This is a genomic window from Mesorhizobium sp. WSM4844 (assembly GCF_055811775.1).
In genome coordinates this window covers 52,555-65,941 of sequence record NZ_JBVVQB010000004.1, presented here as the reverse complement: position 1 = coordinate 65,941, position 13,387 = coordinate 52,555, and the positions used below count along the sequence as shown (strand labels likewise).

The window sequence follows — 13,387 nt, the reverse complement described above, 5'->3', positions numbered from 1 at the left end:
TTCCCCTTTTTTGTCGTTGTTTTTATCCCGGTAGTCGGTGCGAATTTGCATTCGTCACTCTGGTCGTCATCCTCCGTCCGGAAGGAGGAAACCTTTTTCCGCCGGCCATGTCAGCCATACGGAATTGCCCTTGCTGAGTGCCGAAGCGGCGACCTCGTTCGGCACCGAGACCGTCACCTTGGCACCTTGGCGCGTGGTGAGATCGAGCCGCGTCGCAGCGCCGAGATAGGTCGAGGCGACCGCAGTCGCGGCGATGCCGTTCTCCCCGGCTGTCGCTTCGGGGGCGATCGACATGTATTCGGGCCGGATCGCCAGGATGGCGTTGCTGCCGACGGCGCTTGCATTGCCGCGCAGGGTGATCGTGCGGTCTTCGCACAGGCCGGTGGCGCCGTTGTCGGCGTTGCGCACGCCCTTCAGCGGCAGCATGTTGATCTCGCCGAGGAACTCGGCGACGAAGCGGTTGGCCGGCCGGTCGTAGACCTCGTCAGGCGCCCCGACCTGCAGCAACTTGCCGTGGTTGAAGATGGCGACGCGCGACGATAGCGCCAGCGCCTCGCTCTGATCATGGGTGACGAAGACGAAGGTGGTGCCGGTTTCCTGGTGCAGCCGCTTCATCTCGGCCTGCATCTGGCCGCGCAGGCCCTTGTCGAGCGCCGAGAACGGCTCGTCGAGCAAAAGCACACCCGGCTCGAACACCAGGGCACGCGCCAGCGCCACGCGCTGCTGCTGGCCGCCGGACAATTGCGACGGCAGTTTCTTCTCGTGGCCCTTCAGCCCGACGCGCTCGACCATCTCACCGACGCGACGCTTGATCTCGGCCGCCGACTTCTTGCGCACCTTGAGCGGGAAGGCGATGTTGGCCTCGACGCTCATATGCGGGAACAGGGCATAGCCCTGGAACACCATGCCGGCGGCACGCTGCTCGGCCGGCCGCTCGGTGATATCGACGCCGTCGCTGTAAAGGCGGCCGTCGGTCGGCTGCACGAAACCGGCAAGGATCATCAAGAAGGTGGTCTTGCCCGAACCCGACGGCCCGAGCAGGGTCAGGAACTCACCGCGGCCGATATCGAGCGTCAGATCGTCCAGCGCACGGAACGAGCCGAAGCTCTTGCCGATCCCGATTGCCTTGATCTCTGCGGCACGGCCGGGTTGCTGCATCCTGCCTTGTCCTCAATGTGATTGAAATCGTAGGCAGGCCCGCGGCTCACCGCAACCGAATAGTTTTCGCCTGATCGGCAAATTTGATTCATCTATGGCGCCAATCTCCCCCCTCGAGGGGGAGATGGCCGCAAAGCGGCCAGAGGGGGTCGGTCCGACTGGGCTCGGCCTGCTGCTGCAGATGGAGGCTGGGGCTTCACGCGCGGCGACCCCCTCTGTCGCCTTCGGCGACATCTCCCCCTCGAGGGGGGAGATTAGCTAATCTCCGACAGTTTCGACCTCAGCCACCTCCCGAACGCCTCCAGCACGGGATGCGCCGCCTTGGCATGCTCGGAAACGAGAAAATACGAGCGTGGCGAACTGATTGCGATGTCGAAGGGGCGCACCAGCCGGCCTTCGCTCAGCGCCCGGCGGCTGGTCAGTTCGTCGCCCATGGCGATGCCCTGGCCGGCGATGGCGGCCGAAAAGACCAGGTTCATGTCGGAAAAGAAGATGCCGCCCTCGGTGTCGGGATTCTCGACCTTCGACAGCGCCAGCCAGCGCGCCCAGTCCTCGGTGTCGCCGAGATGCAGGAGATTGGCGCGCAGCACGTCGGCCGGCCTGGAAAAGCCGCCGATCTTGTTGAGCAGCGTCGGGCTGCACAGCGGCGTGAACGAGATCTCGCACAACAGCTCGACCGCCCGGTTCGGCCAGTTGCCGACGCCGAAGGCGATGAAGGCGTCGGCGTCGGCATTGCTGACGTCGTCCAGCCGCCGCGGCGTCAGGATGCGCAGCGCGACATCGGGGTACATCTGCCGGAATTCGCCGATGTGCGTGCACAGGAACAGCGAGGCGAAGCCCGGCGTGCAACTGACGCTGAACGAGCCGCCGACGCCGGTGCCGGCATGGCGCGTTACCGCATCGCCGAGCACCGTCAGCGCCTTGCGCACGTCACTGGCGTAACGCTGGCCGCGCGGCGTCAGCGCCACGCCCTTGCCGATGCGCTCGAGCAGGTCGAAGCCGAGATCGCGTTCGAGCAGCCGCAATTGGTGGCTGACCGCGCTGCGGGTCAGATGCAGTTCGTCGGCAGCGCGCCAGACGCTGCCGTGGCGGGCGAAACTGTCGAGGGCGCGCAGCGCCTGCGTCGAGGGAATTCTCAAGAGGTGAACCGAATTTGCATGAGCCGGGAAAACATATCACTTTTTGGCGAGGCGCTTCACTGCTTTCTTTGACCGATGGAGGATCCGGTGACCACCTCGGCCCAAGCAACCGCGCTTGCCTGCCTGGACGACATCCAGCCGTCGCTGTCGGCGTGGACGCGGACGATCTTCGATTTCGGCGAGACCGCCTGGCGCGAATACCAGTCGGCCGCCTGGTATGTCGAGCGTCTGAAGCACGAGGGCTTTTCGGTCGAGGAAGGCTCCGGCGGGATGCCGACCGCCTTTTGCGCCCACTGGACCAACGGCGCCGGGCCGACGATCGGCATGTATGCCGAGTATGACGCGGTGCCGGGCAATTGCCAGGATGCGGCGACCGTCAAGCGACCGCGCCCGGGGCTCGGCGCTGAGGCCGGCGGCCACACCGATCCGCATTCCGGCCTCGGCATTGCCAGCCTGGGCGGGCTTTTGGCGACCAAGGCGGCGATGCAGCGCCACGGCATATCGGGCACGCTGCGCTTCACCGGCGAGCCGGCGGAGAAGGTGCGGGGGTCGAAGCCGATCCATGCCGCAAAGGGCTACTACGATGGCCTCGCCGGCATGATCTCCTTCCATCCCTTTTACATGCTGCCGCTCTGCAACACGGCGCGCTGGGACACGCATTGCGGCGCGGCCTATGCGATGATCTATCGCTTTGTGTGCGACGAACCCGAAAATTGGGTTCGCGCAAGCGATTGTGCACCGATTCCGCAGGCGCATTCCGCGGTGCGGGCGCCCGGCGCCAACGACGCGCTTGTCATGATGTACATGGCGTCCAAGGCGCTGCGTGATTCCATGCTGCCGCATCAGGGCGGCTGGTCGATCAGCGAGGCGATCCTGACCGCGGGGCAGGCGACCGCCGACAATCTGCCGGCCGGACTGGCCGAGATCCAGTACATGATCCGCGTGCCGACGCTTGCCATGGCCGAGCAGGTCACCGCCGTGCTCGACCGCAATGCCGAAGCCGCCGCGACGATGAGCGGCTGCCGCCATGAGCGGCACTGGGTGTCGAAGTCGCGGCCAGGGCTCGCCAATCATGCCATGGCTGACATTGCCTACGATGCGCTGTCGACGGTTGGGCCGCCACGCTGGGACGAGACGGCCAAGGCGATTGCCCGCGAAATCCAGGTCAATGCCGGCGGCGCGGCGACCGGCGAGCCGTTCATCGCCGAGTTGGAGCAGCTGATTGCGCCTGAGGAGGCGGAGGCGTTGCTGCGTCGCGACTTGCCGCCGTCGCAGCTCAATTCGACCTCCGACGATTACACCGACATGTCGTGGCAGACGCCGACGGCGCGGTTCTATGTCGCCCGGCCGGCGCTGCGTTCGCAAAACGGCCAGGCATATCCGTCCTGGGCGATGAATGCGCTGGGCGGCATTTCCGCCACCATCGATCCGATGGTTGCCTGCGCGTCGAAGACGATTGCGTTGGCAGCTCTTCGCCTGCTGGAAGACAAGGCCGCCCGCGATGCGGCGATGGACGAATTCGTCGCCCGCACCGGCGGCGGCATTGGTGGCAGCAATTGGCTGGCGCCGCTTTGCGACTACGAACCGCCGATCCATTTCCGCTGGCCGGAATATGTCACCACCCCGCGCGGACGGGACTGGTGGATACCAGGCAACCCGCAAGCCGCGTGATCACTCGAAGCCAGGAGAATGCCATGACCGTTCACGACCGCATCGTAGCAGAGCCGTTTTCATTGCAGCGCCGCAACCCGACCGGCGGCACCAAGCCATTGACCGCCTGGGGCTTTGCCAACGAGACCGACGTCCTGACCGACGTGCTGCTCGGTTCGTCGAATTTCCTGCGCCATCTCTCGACCAGCTCGCTGTCGCGCAAGCATCTGCGTGAGGCGCCGTGCAACGTCCAGATCGCGCAGGCGCAGCACAAGGACCTGGTCGCCGCTTATGAGCATTTCGGCGTGAACATCCACTGGCACGAGCCGACGCCGGAGCTGCCGATGCAGGTCTATTCGCGCGATTCCAGCGTCATGACGCCGTATGGCGCCATCATCACCGCGATGTCCCAATGGTGGCGGCGCGGCGAGAACTATGCGGCGATCCGCACCTATGAGAAGCTCGGCATCCCGATCTACGACATGGTCACCGCGGGCACTTTCGAAGGCGGCGACTTCAACGTCATCGAGGACGGCGTGGTGCTGATCGGCTGTGGCGGCGCCCGCACCCAGGAGGAGGGCGCGCGCCAGGTCCAGGCCTGGTTCGACAAGGAGGGCTGGGAAACCCGCATCGCCTTCATCGACGAATATTATGTCCATATCGACCTGATGGTGGTGCCGATCGCCGACAAACTGACCGCCGTCTGCCTCGCCTGCACCGAGCCGGGCATCGTCGACTGGCTGAAGGGCAAGGGCCACGAGATCATCGACGTGCCGTTCCAGGACACGATGGCGCTCGGCTGCAACTTCATGTCGCTGGGCAAGGACCGGGTGATCGCGCCGACCTCCAGCCAGACGCTGATCGGCCAGCTCAAGGCGCGCGGCTTCGAAGTGGCGGCCATCGACATGAGCGAGATCTCGAAGACCGGCGGCGGCATCCACTGCATGGCGCAGGCGCTGAAGCGTGTGCCGGGCTGAGGGACCGCCCTTTAGCCCGGCCGCTTCCGCGAAAGCGCCATTGTCAGCAACGTCGATCCCGCCTGGCTCGCGGCACGCCTACAGCACGATGAGCTTTCCCTTGTGCAGACGCTTGGCGCAACGATAGGCGAGATCGGCGGCGACCATGTCTTCCATGGCAATGCCCATCGCCTTGTAGGTGGTGATCTGTTGATCCGAAACGCGGCCCGGCGCGCGGTCGAGCAGCATGGCGCCAAGCTCGGTGCCGAAATCCGGGTCGAAGCCGGCAAGCTCGCAAGAACCGACCGGGGTCGGTTTGAACGCATCCCTGGTCTCGACAAAAAGACTGGATTTGCCGATGAGCTCGATCGCCATTTCACCGCCGGGTGGTGCCACCCCGACCGACGAGACGTGCGTGCCCGGCCGAACCCAGTCTGCCTCGATCACCGGCTCGTAGGAATGCGTCGCCAGGCACACCACGTCGGAACTGCGCACTGCCGCCTCGAGGTCGGCGACCGCCACCACCGACGGATGCAGCCGGGCAAGCGCTGCCGCATCGTCGAAGCTCTTCGAAGCGACCCGGATTTCGGCAAAGTCGCGCACCAGCGGCAACAGATGCAGGTGCTGGTTGGCCTGCACGCCGGCGCCGACCACTGTCGCTATCCTGGCGTCCCGGCGCGCGAGCGCGCGCACCGACAGCACGGCGGAGCCGGAGGTTCGCACCGCGGTTATGAAGGTGCCGTCCATGATGCAGACCGGCAGGCCGGACAGCGGATCGAACAGGCTGATGGTGGCGAGGTGGCTGGGCAGGGTCTTGGCCAAATTGCCTTCGAAGACGTTGACGACCTTGACGGTCAGGTTCATGCCCTCCATCCAGGCCGGCATGGCGAGGCTGTAGCCGGCCCCTGGGATGTTGAGCTGTGGTCGGGGTGGATTGACGACCCTGCCTTGTGACAGCGCCTTGAAGCCGTCTTCCAGAACATCGAGAAGCTTGCTGAGATCGATGCACGCCATCACGTCGACTTCGCTCAGCACCAGGATCTCGGTCGCTCCCTTGCTGATTTCCGCCGCACTCCTGCCGGCTGGGCTGAACGCTTCCTTGGTCATCTTGCACTCCTTTTGTTTGCCGAAATCGGCTCACCACGGTTGCTTTGAGTGGGTGAGGGAAGCGCAGGCTATTGCGAGGTTTTATGTGATGAAATACGTTGATTTTGATATCTCTGCGTAAAATCAGCACACAAATCCCTGAGATAGAGTGGATTGTGAAAATGGACGACCTCGACCAGATAGACCGCAGCCTGCTCCGGCTGCTGCAGGAGGATGGGCGCCGGACGACGCTTGATCTTGCCGGGCGTGTCGGGCTGTCGCCGACCGGAACGAGCCAGCGGGTGAAGCGCCTGTTCCGCGACGGGTTCATCACCGCGGTCAGGGCGGTGCTCGATCCGCGCAAGGTCGGCAGGGGAACGCTGGTGTTCATCGAGGTCCGGCTTGACCACACGGCGCCGCATGTCTTTGACCGTTTCGCCGAAGCCGTGGCGAAGGCCCCGGAGGTTCTGGAGTGCCATATGGTGGTTGGCGGTTTCGATTATCTGGTCAAGGCGCGGATCGCCGATATGGCGGTGTTCAAGGATTTCCTGCAGCGGGTCATCCTGCCACTGCCCGGCGTGCGCGAAACGCACACCTTCGCCTCCATCGCCGATGTCAAGCCGAACGCCCTCTTGCCGGTGTGATCAGTGGAGGAGGGGAACGCTGTTCAGGGCGACCTGCACGCATCTTCGCCATCCTGTCGCTCCCTGGCGCGCCTTCCGGTGCAGAGATGCCGGAGACCGGCTCTAGCCTTGCGCGGTCAGCAGGTTCGCATCGCGGGCCAGCCGCCACGCACCATCAGCCTCCTTGCGCAGGAGCGTCAGCGTATATCCCGATTGACGCACCGGCTTCCCGTTCGGCGGCGTTGCGGTCATATCGATACGACCGCGCATGAAGGCCCAGTCGCCAAGAAGCTGTAGTTCAACGATCTCGTTCGTGCCGTCGACATGAACGCCGGCCATCTCCTGCGCGGCTGCCGCGAAGATCTCCTTGTCGAAGGGCTCCCGGCCGGGAACCATGAAGATCGCGTCGTCCGTCATCAATCTGAGGACGGTCGCGGTGTCTCCACGCTTGCTCGCATCCATCCACGTCTCGACCAGCTTTCGGATTGCTCTTTCGTCGTCCGTCATCCGTTGCCTCCCTGGCTTCTCGCCGTCATCGATACCGCACGGCGCTCCTCCATCGCCGCAACATAGGGCTCAGATCGCTCTCGTCATCGATTGCAGGGTTTTATCGACGTCGCGCTGCGTGGGATGGTCCGTGAAACGGCAGGTCTATGCCTATCTCCAACCGCCCGAGGCGGTGATGCGCTCGCCGGTCAGCCAGGATGCGTCGTCGGAGGCGAGGAACACCGCGATGCGGGCGATGTCGTCGGGCTGGCCGAAGCGGCCGAGCGGGGTCATGGCGATGACCTGCTTCTCGAACTCGCTGCCGACGATGCCGATCCGCTGCAGGCCTTCGGTGTCGACGCCGCCGGGCGCGATGGCGTTGACGCGGATGTTGCGGGCGCCGAGCTCTCTCGACATGGAGAGCGTGATCGAATCCACTGCGCCCTTGGTGGCGGCGTAGACCAGCGAGCTCGGCTGCGGGTTGAGGCTGGCGACCGAGCTTATGTTGATGACGCTGCCGCCTCCGGCGCCGAAATGGTTCACCGCTTCCCGGATGGTCAGGATGGTGCCCAGCACATTGGTGTCGAACTCACGGTGGAATTCGGCCTCGGTCACCGCTTCCAGCGGCTCGAATGCGAAGACGCCGGCATTGTTGACCAGGATGTCCACCGCGCCGAACGACGATTTGGCGGCCTCGAACAGGCGGCGCACGTCGGCCACTTGCGACACGTCGCCATGGACGGCAACGGCTCGGCCGCCTGCGTCCTTGATCTCGGCAACGACGCGGTCCGCACCTTCCCTCGACGAGGCATAGTTGACGACCACGGCGGCACCGGCCGCCGCAAGACCCTTGGCGATGCCGGCGCCGATACCCTTGGAGGCGCCGGTGATGATGGCGACCTTGCCGTTCAGCTTGCTCATCAAATCTCTCCTTTGTCGATGATGAGCGGTATTTAATGGTGATCGGATAGCGTATTTAGGATCACCTCGATCGGTTCTTTCGTGCCTGGAATTCTTGAATGACCACCATCCTCGAAAAGACCGCCGGTCTCGTCGCCTTCGTGCGCACGGTCGATGCCGGCTCGTTCCATGCCGCCAGCCGGCTGGTCGGCTCCAGCCCGTCGGCGGTGTCGAAGAGCGTGGCGCGGCTCGAGTGGCGGCTGGGCGTGCGGCTGATCCAGCGCTCGACGCGCCGGCTGGCACTGACCAGCGAAGGCCTCGCCTATTACGAGCGGGCCGCGCCTTTGCTCAGAGCGCTGGACGATGCCGAGGACATCGTCCAGATGGCGGATACTGCGCGCGGCCTGCTGCGCGTCACGGCATCCGTCGAACTCGGGCGCGGCCTGATTGCCTCATGGGCGCAAGCATTCCTGGCGCAGCACGGCGAAGTGAAACTCGAGCTCAGTGTCACCGACCGTCACGCCGACCTGATCCGCGAAGGTTATGATGTAGCGGTGCGCATGGGGACGCTGTCGGACACCGGGCTCATCGCGCGCAAGATCGCCAATCTGCCGATCGTGCTGGTGGCATCGCCGACCTACGTCGAACGGCGCGGCCGGCCGGCCTCAATCGAGGATTTGCAGAGCCACGACTTCGTCCGTTACCAGACGGCCGGCCGACCTTATCCCGTCACATTAGCCGACGGCGCGGTGATCGTGCCAAACGGGCGGCTCGATACGGACGACGGCGGCGCCATCCGGCAAGCGGCGCTGGCCGGAGCCGGCATCGCGCATCTGATGCAGTTTGCCGTGCAGGACGATCTCGACACCGGCCGTCTGGTCCGCATTCTGCCCGAGGTGGCGATGCCGACTATGCCGGTGCACATCGTCCATGCGTATGGGCGACAGCTACCGGTCCGCGCCCGGCTGTTCGTCGAGTTCCTGGCGGGCCGGATGGCGGCGCTGACGCGATAGGGCGGGAGCTCCGTGGCAAAGACAGCGGCGCTTCGTCGATGGCCATGCGGTAGCCTTTGAGCGTCGCTGCGTTGAAGTTGAATATTAAGCGTTGGCGCGGCGCGACGTAACGAGAATACCTGTCATCGAGCTAAAACGTAATCTCCACCGAAGCGGCGCTGCGGTTGGCCGGCCCGTGAAAGACGGCCTCGATGTTGTTGCCGTCGGGATCGAGCAGGAAGGCGGCATAGTAGCCGGGATGGTAGTGCTGCCGCTCACCCGGCGCGCCGTTGTCCGCGCCGCCGGCGTCGAGGCCGGCCTTGTAGAAGGCGTCGACCATCGCGCGGTCCTTGGCCTGGAAGGCAAGGTGGTGGCGCCCCGTCAGTTGTCCGCTGGCCGCCCGACTGTCGATGCTGGAGACGAATAGCTCGTCGGCCCAGAAATAATCCTCGGCGCTGCCGCCGATGGGAACATCGAGCACCTTGAAAACCGCCTCGTAGAAGCGCCGGCTTGCCGCAAGGTCGCTGACCACCAGCTGGACGTGGTCGATGAGACGGCCGCGATGAAGTTCCATGCCTGATAGCTCCTGATCGCCAGGTTGGAAATCTAGCTCAGGGCGGCGCACGGTCAATGCAATGGACCAATCGAGTAGGCATTGGAGCAATCGAGTGGCGCGATTTCGCGACTGGATAAAAAATGCAACCGGATTGTAGGATTGGAAATGTCGGCATCGTCCTTCGGACGCAAGCGGTGTGACGAAGTTCGAACGAAGTCGCGCCGTGTCCAAACGATCTCGGGAGAAAAAGCATGAGCCTTTCCTATCGTTGGATCATCGTCGCGGCTGGCGCCCTGATGACCTGCGTCGCCCTCGGGGCGATGTTCTCGCTGGCGATCTTCCTCGAACCGATGGCGCTCGACACGGATTGGTCGCGCGCCGGCATATCGAGCGCGATGACGCTGAACTTCCTAGTGATGGGTCTCGGCGGTTTCGCCTGGGGCGCCATTTACGATCGCTACGGCGCTCGCATTGTCGTGGTGACAGGGGCGATGCTGCTCGGGCTGGCGCTGGTGCTGGCCAGCCGCACCGGCTCGCTGCTTGTCTTCCAGATCACCTATGGCGTGCTCGTCGGCCTCGCGGCAAGCGCCTTTTTTGCGCCAATGATCGCGCTGACCACGGCGTGGTTCGACAAGAACCGCAGCCTTGCGGTTTCGCTGGTTTCGGCCGGCATGGGCGTGGCACCCATGACGATCTCGCCCTTCGCGCGCTGGCTGATCTCGGCCTATGACTGGCGCACCGCCATGCTGGTCATCGGCATCGCGGCGTGGGCGCTGCTGGTGCCGGCCGCATTGCTGGTGCGCCAGCCGCCCAAGCCTGCCGCGGACGGCGCCGCCTCCGATCTTGCCGCCGACGATACCGGCATGTCGGTTCCACAGGCGCTGCGCTCGCCGCAATTCATCGTTCTGGCACTGACCTTTTTTGCCTGCTGCGCGGCGCATTCCGGGCCAATCTTCCATATGGTGAGCTATGCGATGCTGTGCGGCATAGCGCCGATGGCGGCGGTCAGCATCTACAGCATCGAGGGCCTGGCGGGGCTGGGCGGCAGGCTTTTATACGGCGTGCTTGCCGACCGGATGGGGGTCAAGCCGGTGCTGATTACCGGACTGGCGATACAGTCGGTGGTCATCGCTGCCTATCTCGCCGTCAGCGAGCTTGGTCAATTCTACACGCTTGCCGTTATCTTCGGCGCCACCTATGGCGGCGTGATGCCGCTCTATGCGGTGCTGGCACGCGAATATTTCGGCCAGCGCATCCTCGGCACGGTGTTTGGTGCCGTAACCATGCTGTCCAGCATCGGCATGGCTTTCGGCCCGCTCGCCGGCGGCATGGTGTTCGACGCCTATGCCAGCTATTCCTGGCTGTTCATCGGCTCGGCCCTTGTCGGGCTCGGCGCGGTGGCGGTGGCGATGGCCTTCCCGCGGCTGCCGCGCAGGCAATTGAAACCGGCGTAGGGTTGGCGAAGGAGCACGCAGAGGTCGAAAGTGGACATCGGCTATGTCAGCTTTTGACCCCCAAGCTGCGAGGCGTTCATCGGCAGCGATAGGAGCCGGGTCAAGACTGTGCAGGACCCATCTCCCTTTATTACGATCATGATGCAACGCAGCGCATTCACGTCCAAATGTCGATTGCCGGTAGGCTGAGGTTCGGACGAAAACCGTCAAAGAATGGCAAAAGGGGCTTTTTCATGGATCGTGCGCCGCGCACTCACGCGACTATTTCAGGTCCGTTAACATTTTGTGTTTTCGGCGCAGCATTTTTTTCCTATCCTCCCCCCAGGGCTTTGCGCATTCGATTGCGTGAAGAACTGGCGTGAGGATCCCAAAAATGCCGCAGGCAAAGCGAGTCTTGGTGACGGGGGGCGCAGGTTTTCTGGGATCGTTCTTATGCGAGCGGTTGCTTGCTGAAGGCCACGAGCTTGTATGCGTCGACAATTTCTTCACAGGAAGTCGGAGAAACGTCTCGCATTTGCTCGACAACAGATCCTTTGAGATCATTCGCCACGACGTGACATTTCCGCTCTACGTAGAAGTTGATGAAATATACAACCTTGCTTGCCCGGCAAGCCCGGTTCACTATCAGTTCGATCCGGTCCAGACGACAAAGACCAACGTTCATGGGGCGATCAATATGCTGGGACTCGCCAAGCGGGTTCGCGCAAAGATCCTTCAGGCGTCCACGTCTGAAGTCTACGGAAATCCCGAGATTCACCCGCAGACCGAGGACTATTGGGGCAGGGTAAACCCGATAGGTCCCCGTTCCTGTTACGACGAAGGCAAGCGGTGTGCCGAAACCCTGTTTTTCGACTATTGGCGGCAGCACAGGCTGCGGATCAAGGTAGCGCGCATCTTCAACACCTACGGTCCGAGGATGCGTCCGGACGACGGCCGCGTCATTTCCAACTTCATCATGCAGGCACTGCAAAACAAACCGATAACCGTGTACGGCACCGGCGAGCAGACACGCTCATTTTGCTACGTCAATGATCTCATCGACGGTCTGGTTCGCCTGATGCACACGGCCGACGATGTTACCGGCCCAATCAATCTCGGCAACCCGGTCGAATTCACGATGCTCGAACTTGCCAATCTCGTGATCGAACTTACCGGAAGCCGATCCAAGATCAGGTTTTTACCTTTGCCCGTCGATGACCCAAGGCAGCGAAAGCCTGATATCGGGTGTGCCTTGCGCCAGCTCAATTGGAAGCCAAAAATCGCATTGCGCGACGGTCTCGCCACGACTATTGCCTATTTCGAAGGCTTGGTCTCGTCGGGATACGCTCGGTCCGCTGCAGCCGAATGAAAACAGTCTTGGTCACTGGCGGGGCGGGCTATATCGGCTCACACTGCTGCAAGGCATTCGCCGAATCCGATTGGTCGGTCATTGCCTATGACAACCTCTCGCGCGGCTGGCGCGATGCGGTCAAATGGGGACCGCTTGTCGAGGGCGATATTTGCGATCGCGTAGCGGTGGCAGCAGCGCTGCACCAGTATCGGCCGGATGTGGTGGCGCATTTCGCCGCTTACGCCTATGTCGGCGAGTCCGTCGAGCGCCCGGAACTCTACTACCGAAACAACAGTTTTGGGACGCTGGTCTTGCTCGAGGAAATGCTGAAGATCGGCGTCGACAAGCTGATCTTGTCGAGCACCTGCGCGTCTTACGGCGTTCCGATTCGTTCCCCGATTGACGAAACGCATCCGCAGTCGCCCATCAATCCCTATGGATGGTCGAAATTCATTGTAGAACGAATGGTGGACAATCTTTCGGATGCCCATGGCCTCAACGCGGTTGTGCTTCGGTATTTCAACGCGGCCGGATGTGATCCGGACGGCGAGGTCGGTGAGCGGCATGAACCGGAAACGCATGTCATTCCGCTCGCTATCGAGGCGGCGGTTAGATCGGGCCGGATTTTTACCATTAATGGCACCGACTTCGACACAAGGGACGGAACCGCGGTGCGGGACTATGTCCACGTCACCGATCTCGCCCGTGCGCACGTTCTGGCGGGGGAGAAGCTTCTGCGCGATCCGGGAGTCCACGTCTACAATCTCGGCACCGGAACCGGGACGACGGTGAACGAGTTGGTCGATGCGGTGAGCCGGGTTTCGGGAACGCGCCTTCCCGTAGCCTACGGTCCGCGCAGAGCGGGTGACCCGCCTGCGCTTGTAGCCGCGGCCGGGAAGGCGAGCCGGGAACTCGGCTGGAGGCCTGAGCAATCCGGAATCGACCGGATCGTCGAAACGGCGCTGACCTGGTATCGCCGCCAGTTGTGAGGATCTTTTTGCGGAAGAGCCCTACCGCATGGTCAAACAAGCAATCGAGAGCGGCGGCGACTGCGGCA

General features: G+C 63.4%; 13 protein-coding genes. 7 read left to right on the top strand and 6 right to left on the bottom strand.

The genetic code is table 11. The features are described 5' to 3' along the window. Positions 1 to 66 precede the first annotated feature (66 nt). Positions 67 to 1,158 (bottom strand): ABC transporter ATP-binding protein, encoded by a 1,092-nt coding sequence (locus AC0L2A_RS05300; protein ID WP_287070095.1) that lies wholly within the window; start codon positions 1,156 to 1,158, stop codon positions 67 to 69. 254 nt (positions 1,159 to 1,412) lie between these two features. Further along, positions 1,413 to 2,297, bottom strand: coding sequence for a LysR substrate-binding domain-containing protein (locus AC0L2A_RS05295; protein ID WP_473607896.1), 885 nt, complete (start codon positions 2,295 to 2,297; stop codon positions 1,413 to 1,415). A gap of 75 nt (positions 2,298 to 2,372) precedes the next feature. Between AC0L2A_RS05295 and AC0L2A_RS05290 the strand changes: the two genes are divergently transcribed. Both AC0L2A_RS05290 and AC0L2A_RS05285 read left to right on the top strand, forming a co-directional pair. Beyond that, positions 2,373 to 3,968, top strand: coding sequence for a zinc-binding metallopeptidase family protein (locus AC0L2A_RS05290; RefSeq protein ID WP_473607894.1), 1,596 nt, complete (start codon positions 2,373 to 2,375; stop codon positions 3,966 to 3,968). A 23-nt stretch (positions 3,969 to 3,991) separates the two neighbouring features. Further along, positions 3,992 to 4,924: a dimethylarginine dimethylaminohydrolase family protein gene (locus AC0L2A_RS05285; RefSeq protein ID WP_473607893.1), complete on the top strand. Its 933-nt coding sequence runs from the start codon at positions 3,992 to 3,994 to the stop codon at positions 4,922 to 4,924. 78 nt (positions 4,925 to 5,002) lie between these two features. Here AC0L2A_RS05285 and AC0L2A_RS05280 read toward each other — a convergent pair whose 3' ends face one another. Then, positions 5,003 to 6,010: an ornithine cyclodeaminase family protein gene (locus AC0L2A_RS05280; protein ID WP_473607891.1), complete on the bottom strand. Its 1,008-nt coding sequence runs from the start codon at positions 6,008 to 6,010 to the stop codon at positions 5,003 to 5,005. Positions 6,011 to 6,171: 161 nt separating this feature from the next. Between AC0L2A_RS05280 and AC0L2A_RS05275 the strand changes: the two genes are divergently transcribed. Further along, positions 6,172 to 6,633 carry an Lrp/AsnC family transcriptional regulator gene (locus AC0L2A_RS05275; protein WP_473607890.1) on the top strand — a complete coding sequence of 154 codons (462 nt, stop codon included), beginning with the start codon at positions 6,172 to 6,174 and terminating at the stop codon, positions 6,631 to 6,633. A 102-nt stretch (positions 6,634 to 6,735) separates the two neighbouring features. Here AC0L2A_RS05275 and AC0L2A_RS05270 read toward each other — a convergent pair whose 3' ends face one another. Beyond that, on the bottom strand, positions 6,736 to 7,074 hold the full coding sequence (locus tag AC0L2A_RS05270) for a YybH family protein (protein ID WP_473607889.1): 339 nt from the start codon (positions 7,072 to 7,074) through the stop codon (positions 6,736 to 6,738). A gap of 195 nt (positions 7,075 to 7,269) precedes the next feature. Next, a complete protein-coding gene (locus tag AC0L2A_RS05265; protein WP_473607887.1) occupies positions 7,270 to 8,019 on the bottom strand; it encodes an SDR family NAD(P)-dependent oxidoreductase in 750 nt (249 codons plus the stop codon). A gap of 98 nt (positions 8,020 to 8,117) precedes the next feature. Here AC0L2A_RS05265 and AC0L2A_RS05260 point away from each other — a divergent pair, with 98 nt between their 5' ends. Then, positions 8,118 to 9,011, top strand: a complete 894-nt coding sequence (locus AC0L2A_RS05260; RefSeq protein WP_473607886.1) for a LysR family transcriptional regulator — start codon at positions 8,118 to 8,120, stop codon at positions 9,009 to 9,011. A 130-nt stretch (positions 9,012 to 9,141) separates the two neighbouring features. Here AC0L2A_RS05260 and AC0L2A_RS05255 read toward each other — a convergent pair whose 3' ends face one another. Then, positions 9,142 to 9,564: a VOC family protein gene (locus AC0L2A_RS05255; RefSeq protein ID WP_473607885.1), complete on the bottom strand. Its 423-nt coding sequence runs from the start codon at positions 9,562 to 9,564 to the stop codon at positions 9,142 to 9,144. Positions 9,565 to 9,797: 233 nt separating this feature from the next. Between AC0L2A_RS05255 and AC0L2A_RS05250 the strand changes: the two genes are divergently transcribed. The 3 genes from AC0L2A_RS05250 to galE all read left to right on the top strand — a co-directional run bounded on the left by AC0L2A_RS05250 (position 9,798) and on the right by galE (position 13,319). After that, positions 9,798 to 11,000 carry an MFS transporter gene (locus tag AC0L2A_RS05250; protein WP_473607883.1) on the top strand — a complete coding sequence of 401 codons (1,203 nt, stop codon included), beginning with the start codon at positions 9,798 to 9,800 and terminating at the stop codon, positions 10,998 to 11,000. Positions 11,001 to 11,373: 373 nt separating this feature from the next. After that, positions 11,374 to 12,348: a UDP-glucuronic acid decarboxylase family protein gene (locus AC0L2A_RS05245; protein WP_473607882.1), complete on the top strand. Its 975-nt coding sequence runs from the start codon at positions 11,374 to 11,376 to the stop codon at positions 12,346 to 12,348. Continuing rightward, positions 12,345 to 13,319: a UDP-glucose 4-epimerase GalE gene (gene galE, locus AC0L2A_RS05240; protein WP_473607881.1), complete on the top strand. Its 975-nt coding sequence runs from the start codon at positions 12,345 to 12,347 to the stop codon at positions 13,317 to 13,319. The genes AC0L2A_RS05245 and galE overlap by 4 nt, the downstream gene beginning before the upstream one ends. Positions 13,320 to 13,387: the final 68 nt, after the last annotated feature.

Excerpts from the sequence above, each read along its gene's own strand:
- AC0L2A_RS05270 (WP_473607889.1), bottom strand. The coding sequence starts at position 7,074 with ATGGATGCGAGCAAGCGTGGAGACACCGCGACCGTCCTCAGATTGATG.
- AC0L2A_RS05285 (WP_473607893.1), top strand. The coding sequence starts at position 3,992 with ATGACCGTTCACGACCGCATCGTAGCAGAGCCGTTTTCATTGCAGCGC.
- AC0L2A_RS05255 (WP_473607885.1), bottom strand. The coding sequence starts at position 9,564 with ATGGAACTTCATCGCGGCCGTCTCATCGACCACGTCCAGCTGGTGGTC.
- AC0L2A_RS05300 (WP_287070095.1), bottom strand. The coding sequence starts at position 1,158 with ATGCAGCAACCCGGCCGTGCCGCAGAGATCAAGGCAATCGGGATCGGC.
- AC0L2A_RS05280 (WP_473607891.1), bottom strand. The coding sequence starts at position 6,010 with ATGACCAAGGAAGCGTTCAGCCCAGCCGGCAGGAGTGCGGCGGAAATC.
- AC0L2A_RS05250 (WP_473607883.1), top strand. The coding sequence starts at position 9,798 with ATGAGCCTTTCCTATCGTTGGATCATCGTCGCGGCTGGCGCCCTGATG.
- AC0L2A_RS05265 (WP_473607887.1), bottom strand. The coding sequence starts at position 8,019 with ATGAGCAAGCTGAACGGCAAGGTCGCCATCATCACCGGCGCCTCCAAG.
- galE (WP_473607881.1), top strand. The coding sequence starts at position 12,345 with ATGAAAACAGTCTTGGTCACTGGCGGGGCGGGCTATATCGGCTCACAC.
- AC0L2A_RS05275 (WP_473607890.1), top strand. The coding sequence starts at position 6,172 with ATGGACGACCTCGACCAGATAGACCGCAGCCTGCTCCGGCTGCTGCAG.
- AC0L2A_RS05290 (WP_473607894.1), top strand. The coding sequence starts at position 2,373 with ATGGAGGATCCGGTGACCACCTCGGCCCAAGCAACCGCGCTTGCCTGC.
- AC0L2A_RS05260 (WP_473607886.1), top strand. The coding sequence starts at position 8,118 with ATGACCACCATCCTCGAAAAGACCGCCGGTCTCGTCGCCTTCGTGCGC.
- AC0L2A_RS05245 (WP_473607882.1), top strand. The coding sequence starts at position 11,374 with ATGCCGCAGGCAAAGCGAGTCTTGGTGACGGGGGGCGCAGGTTTTCTG.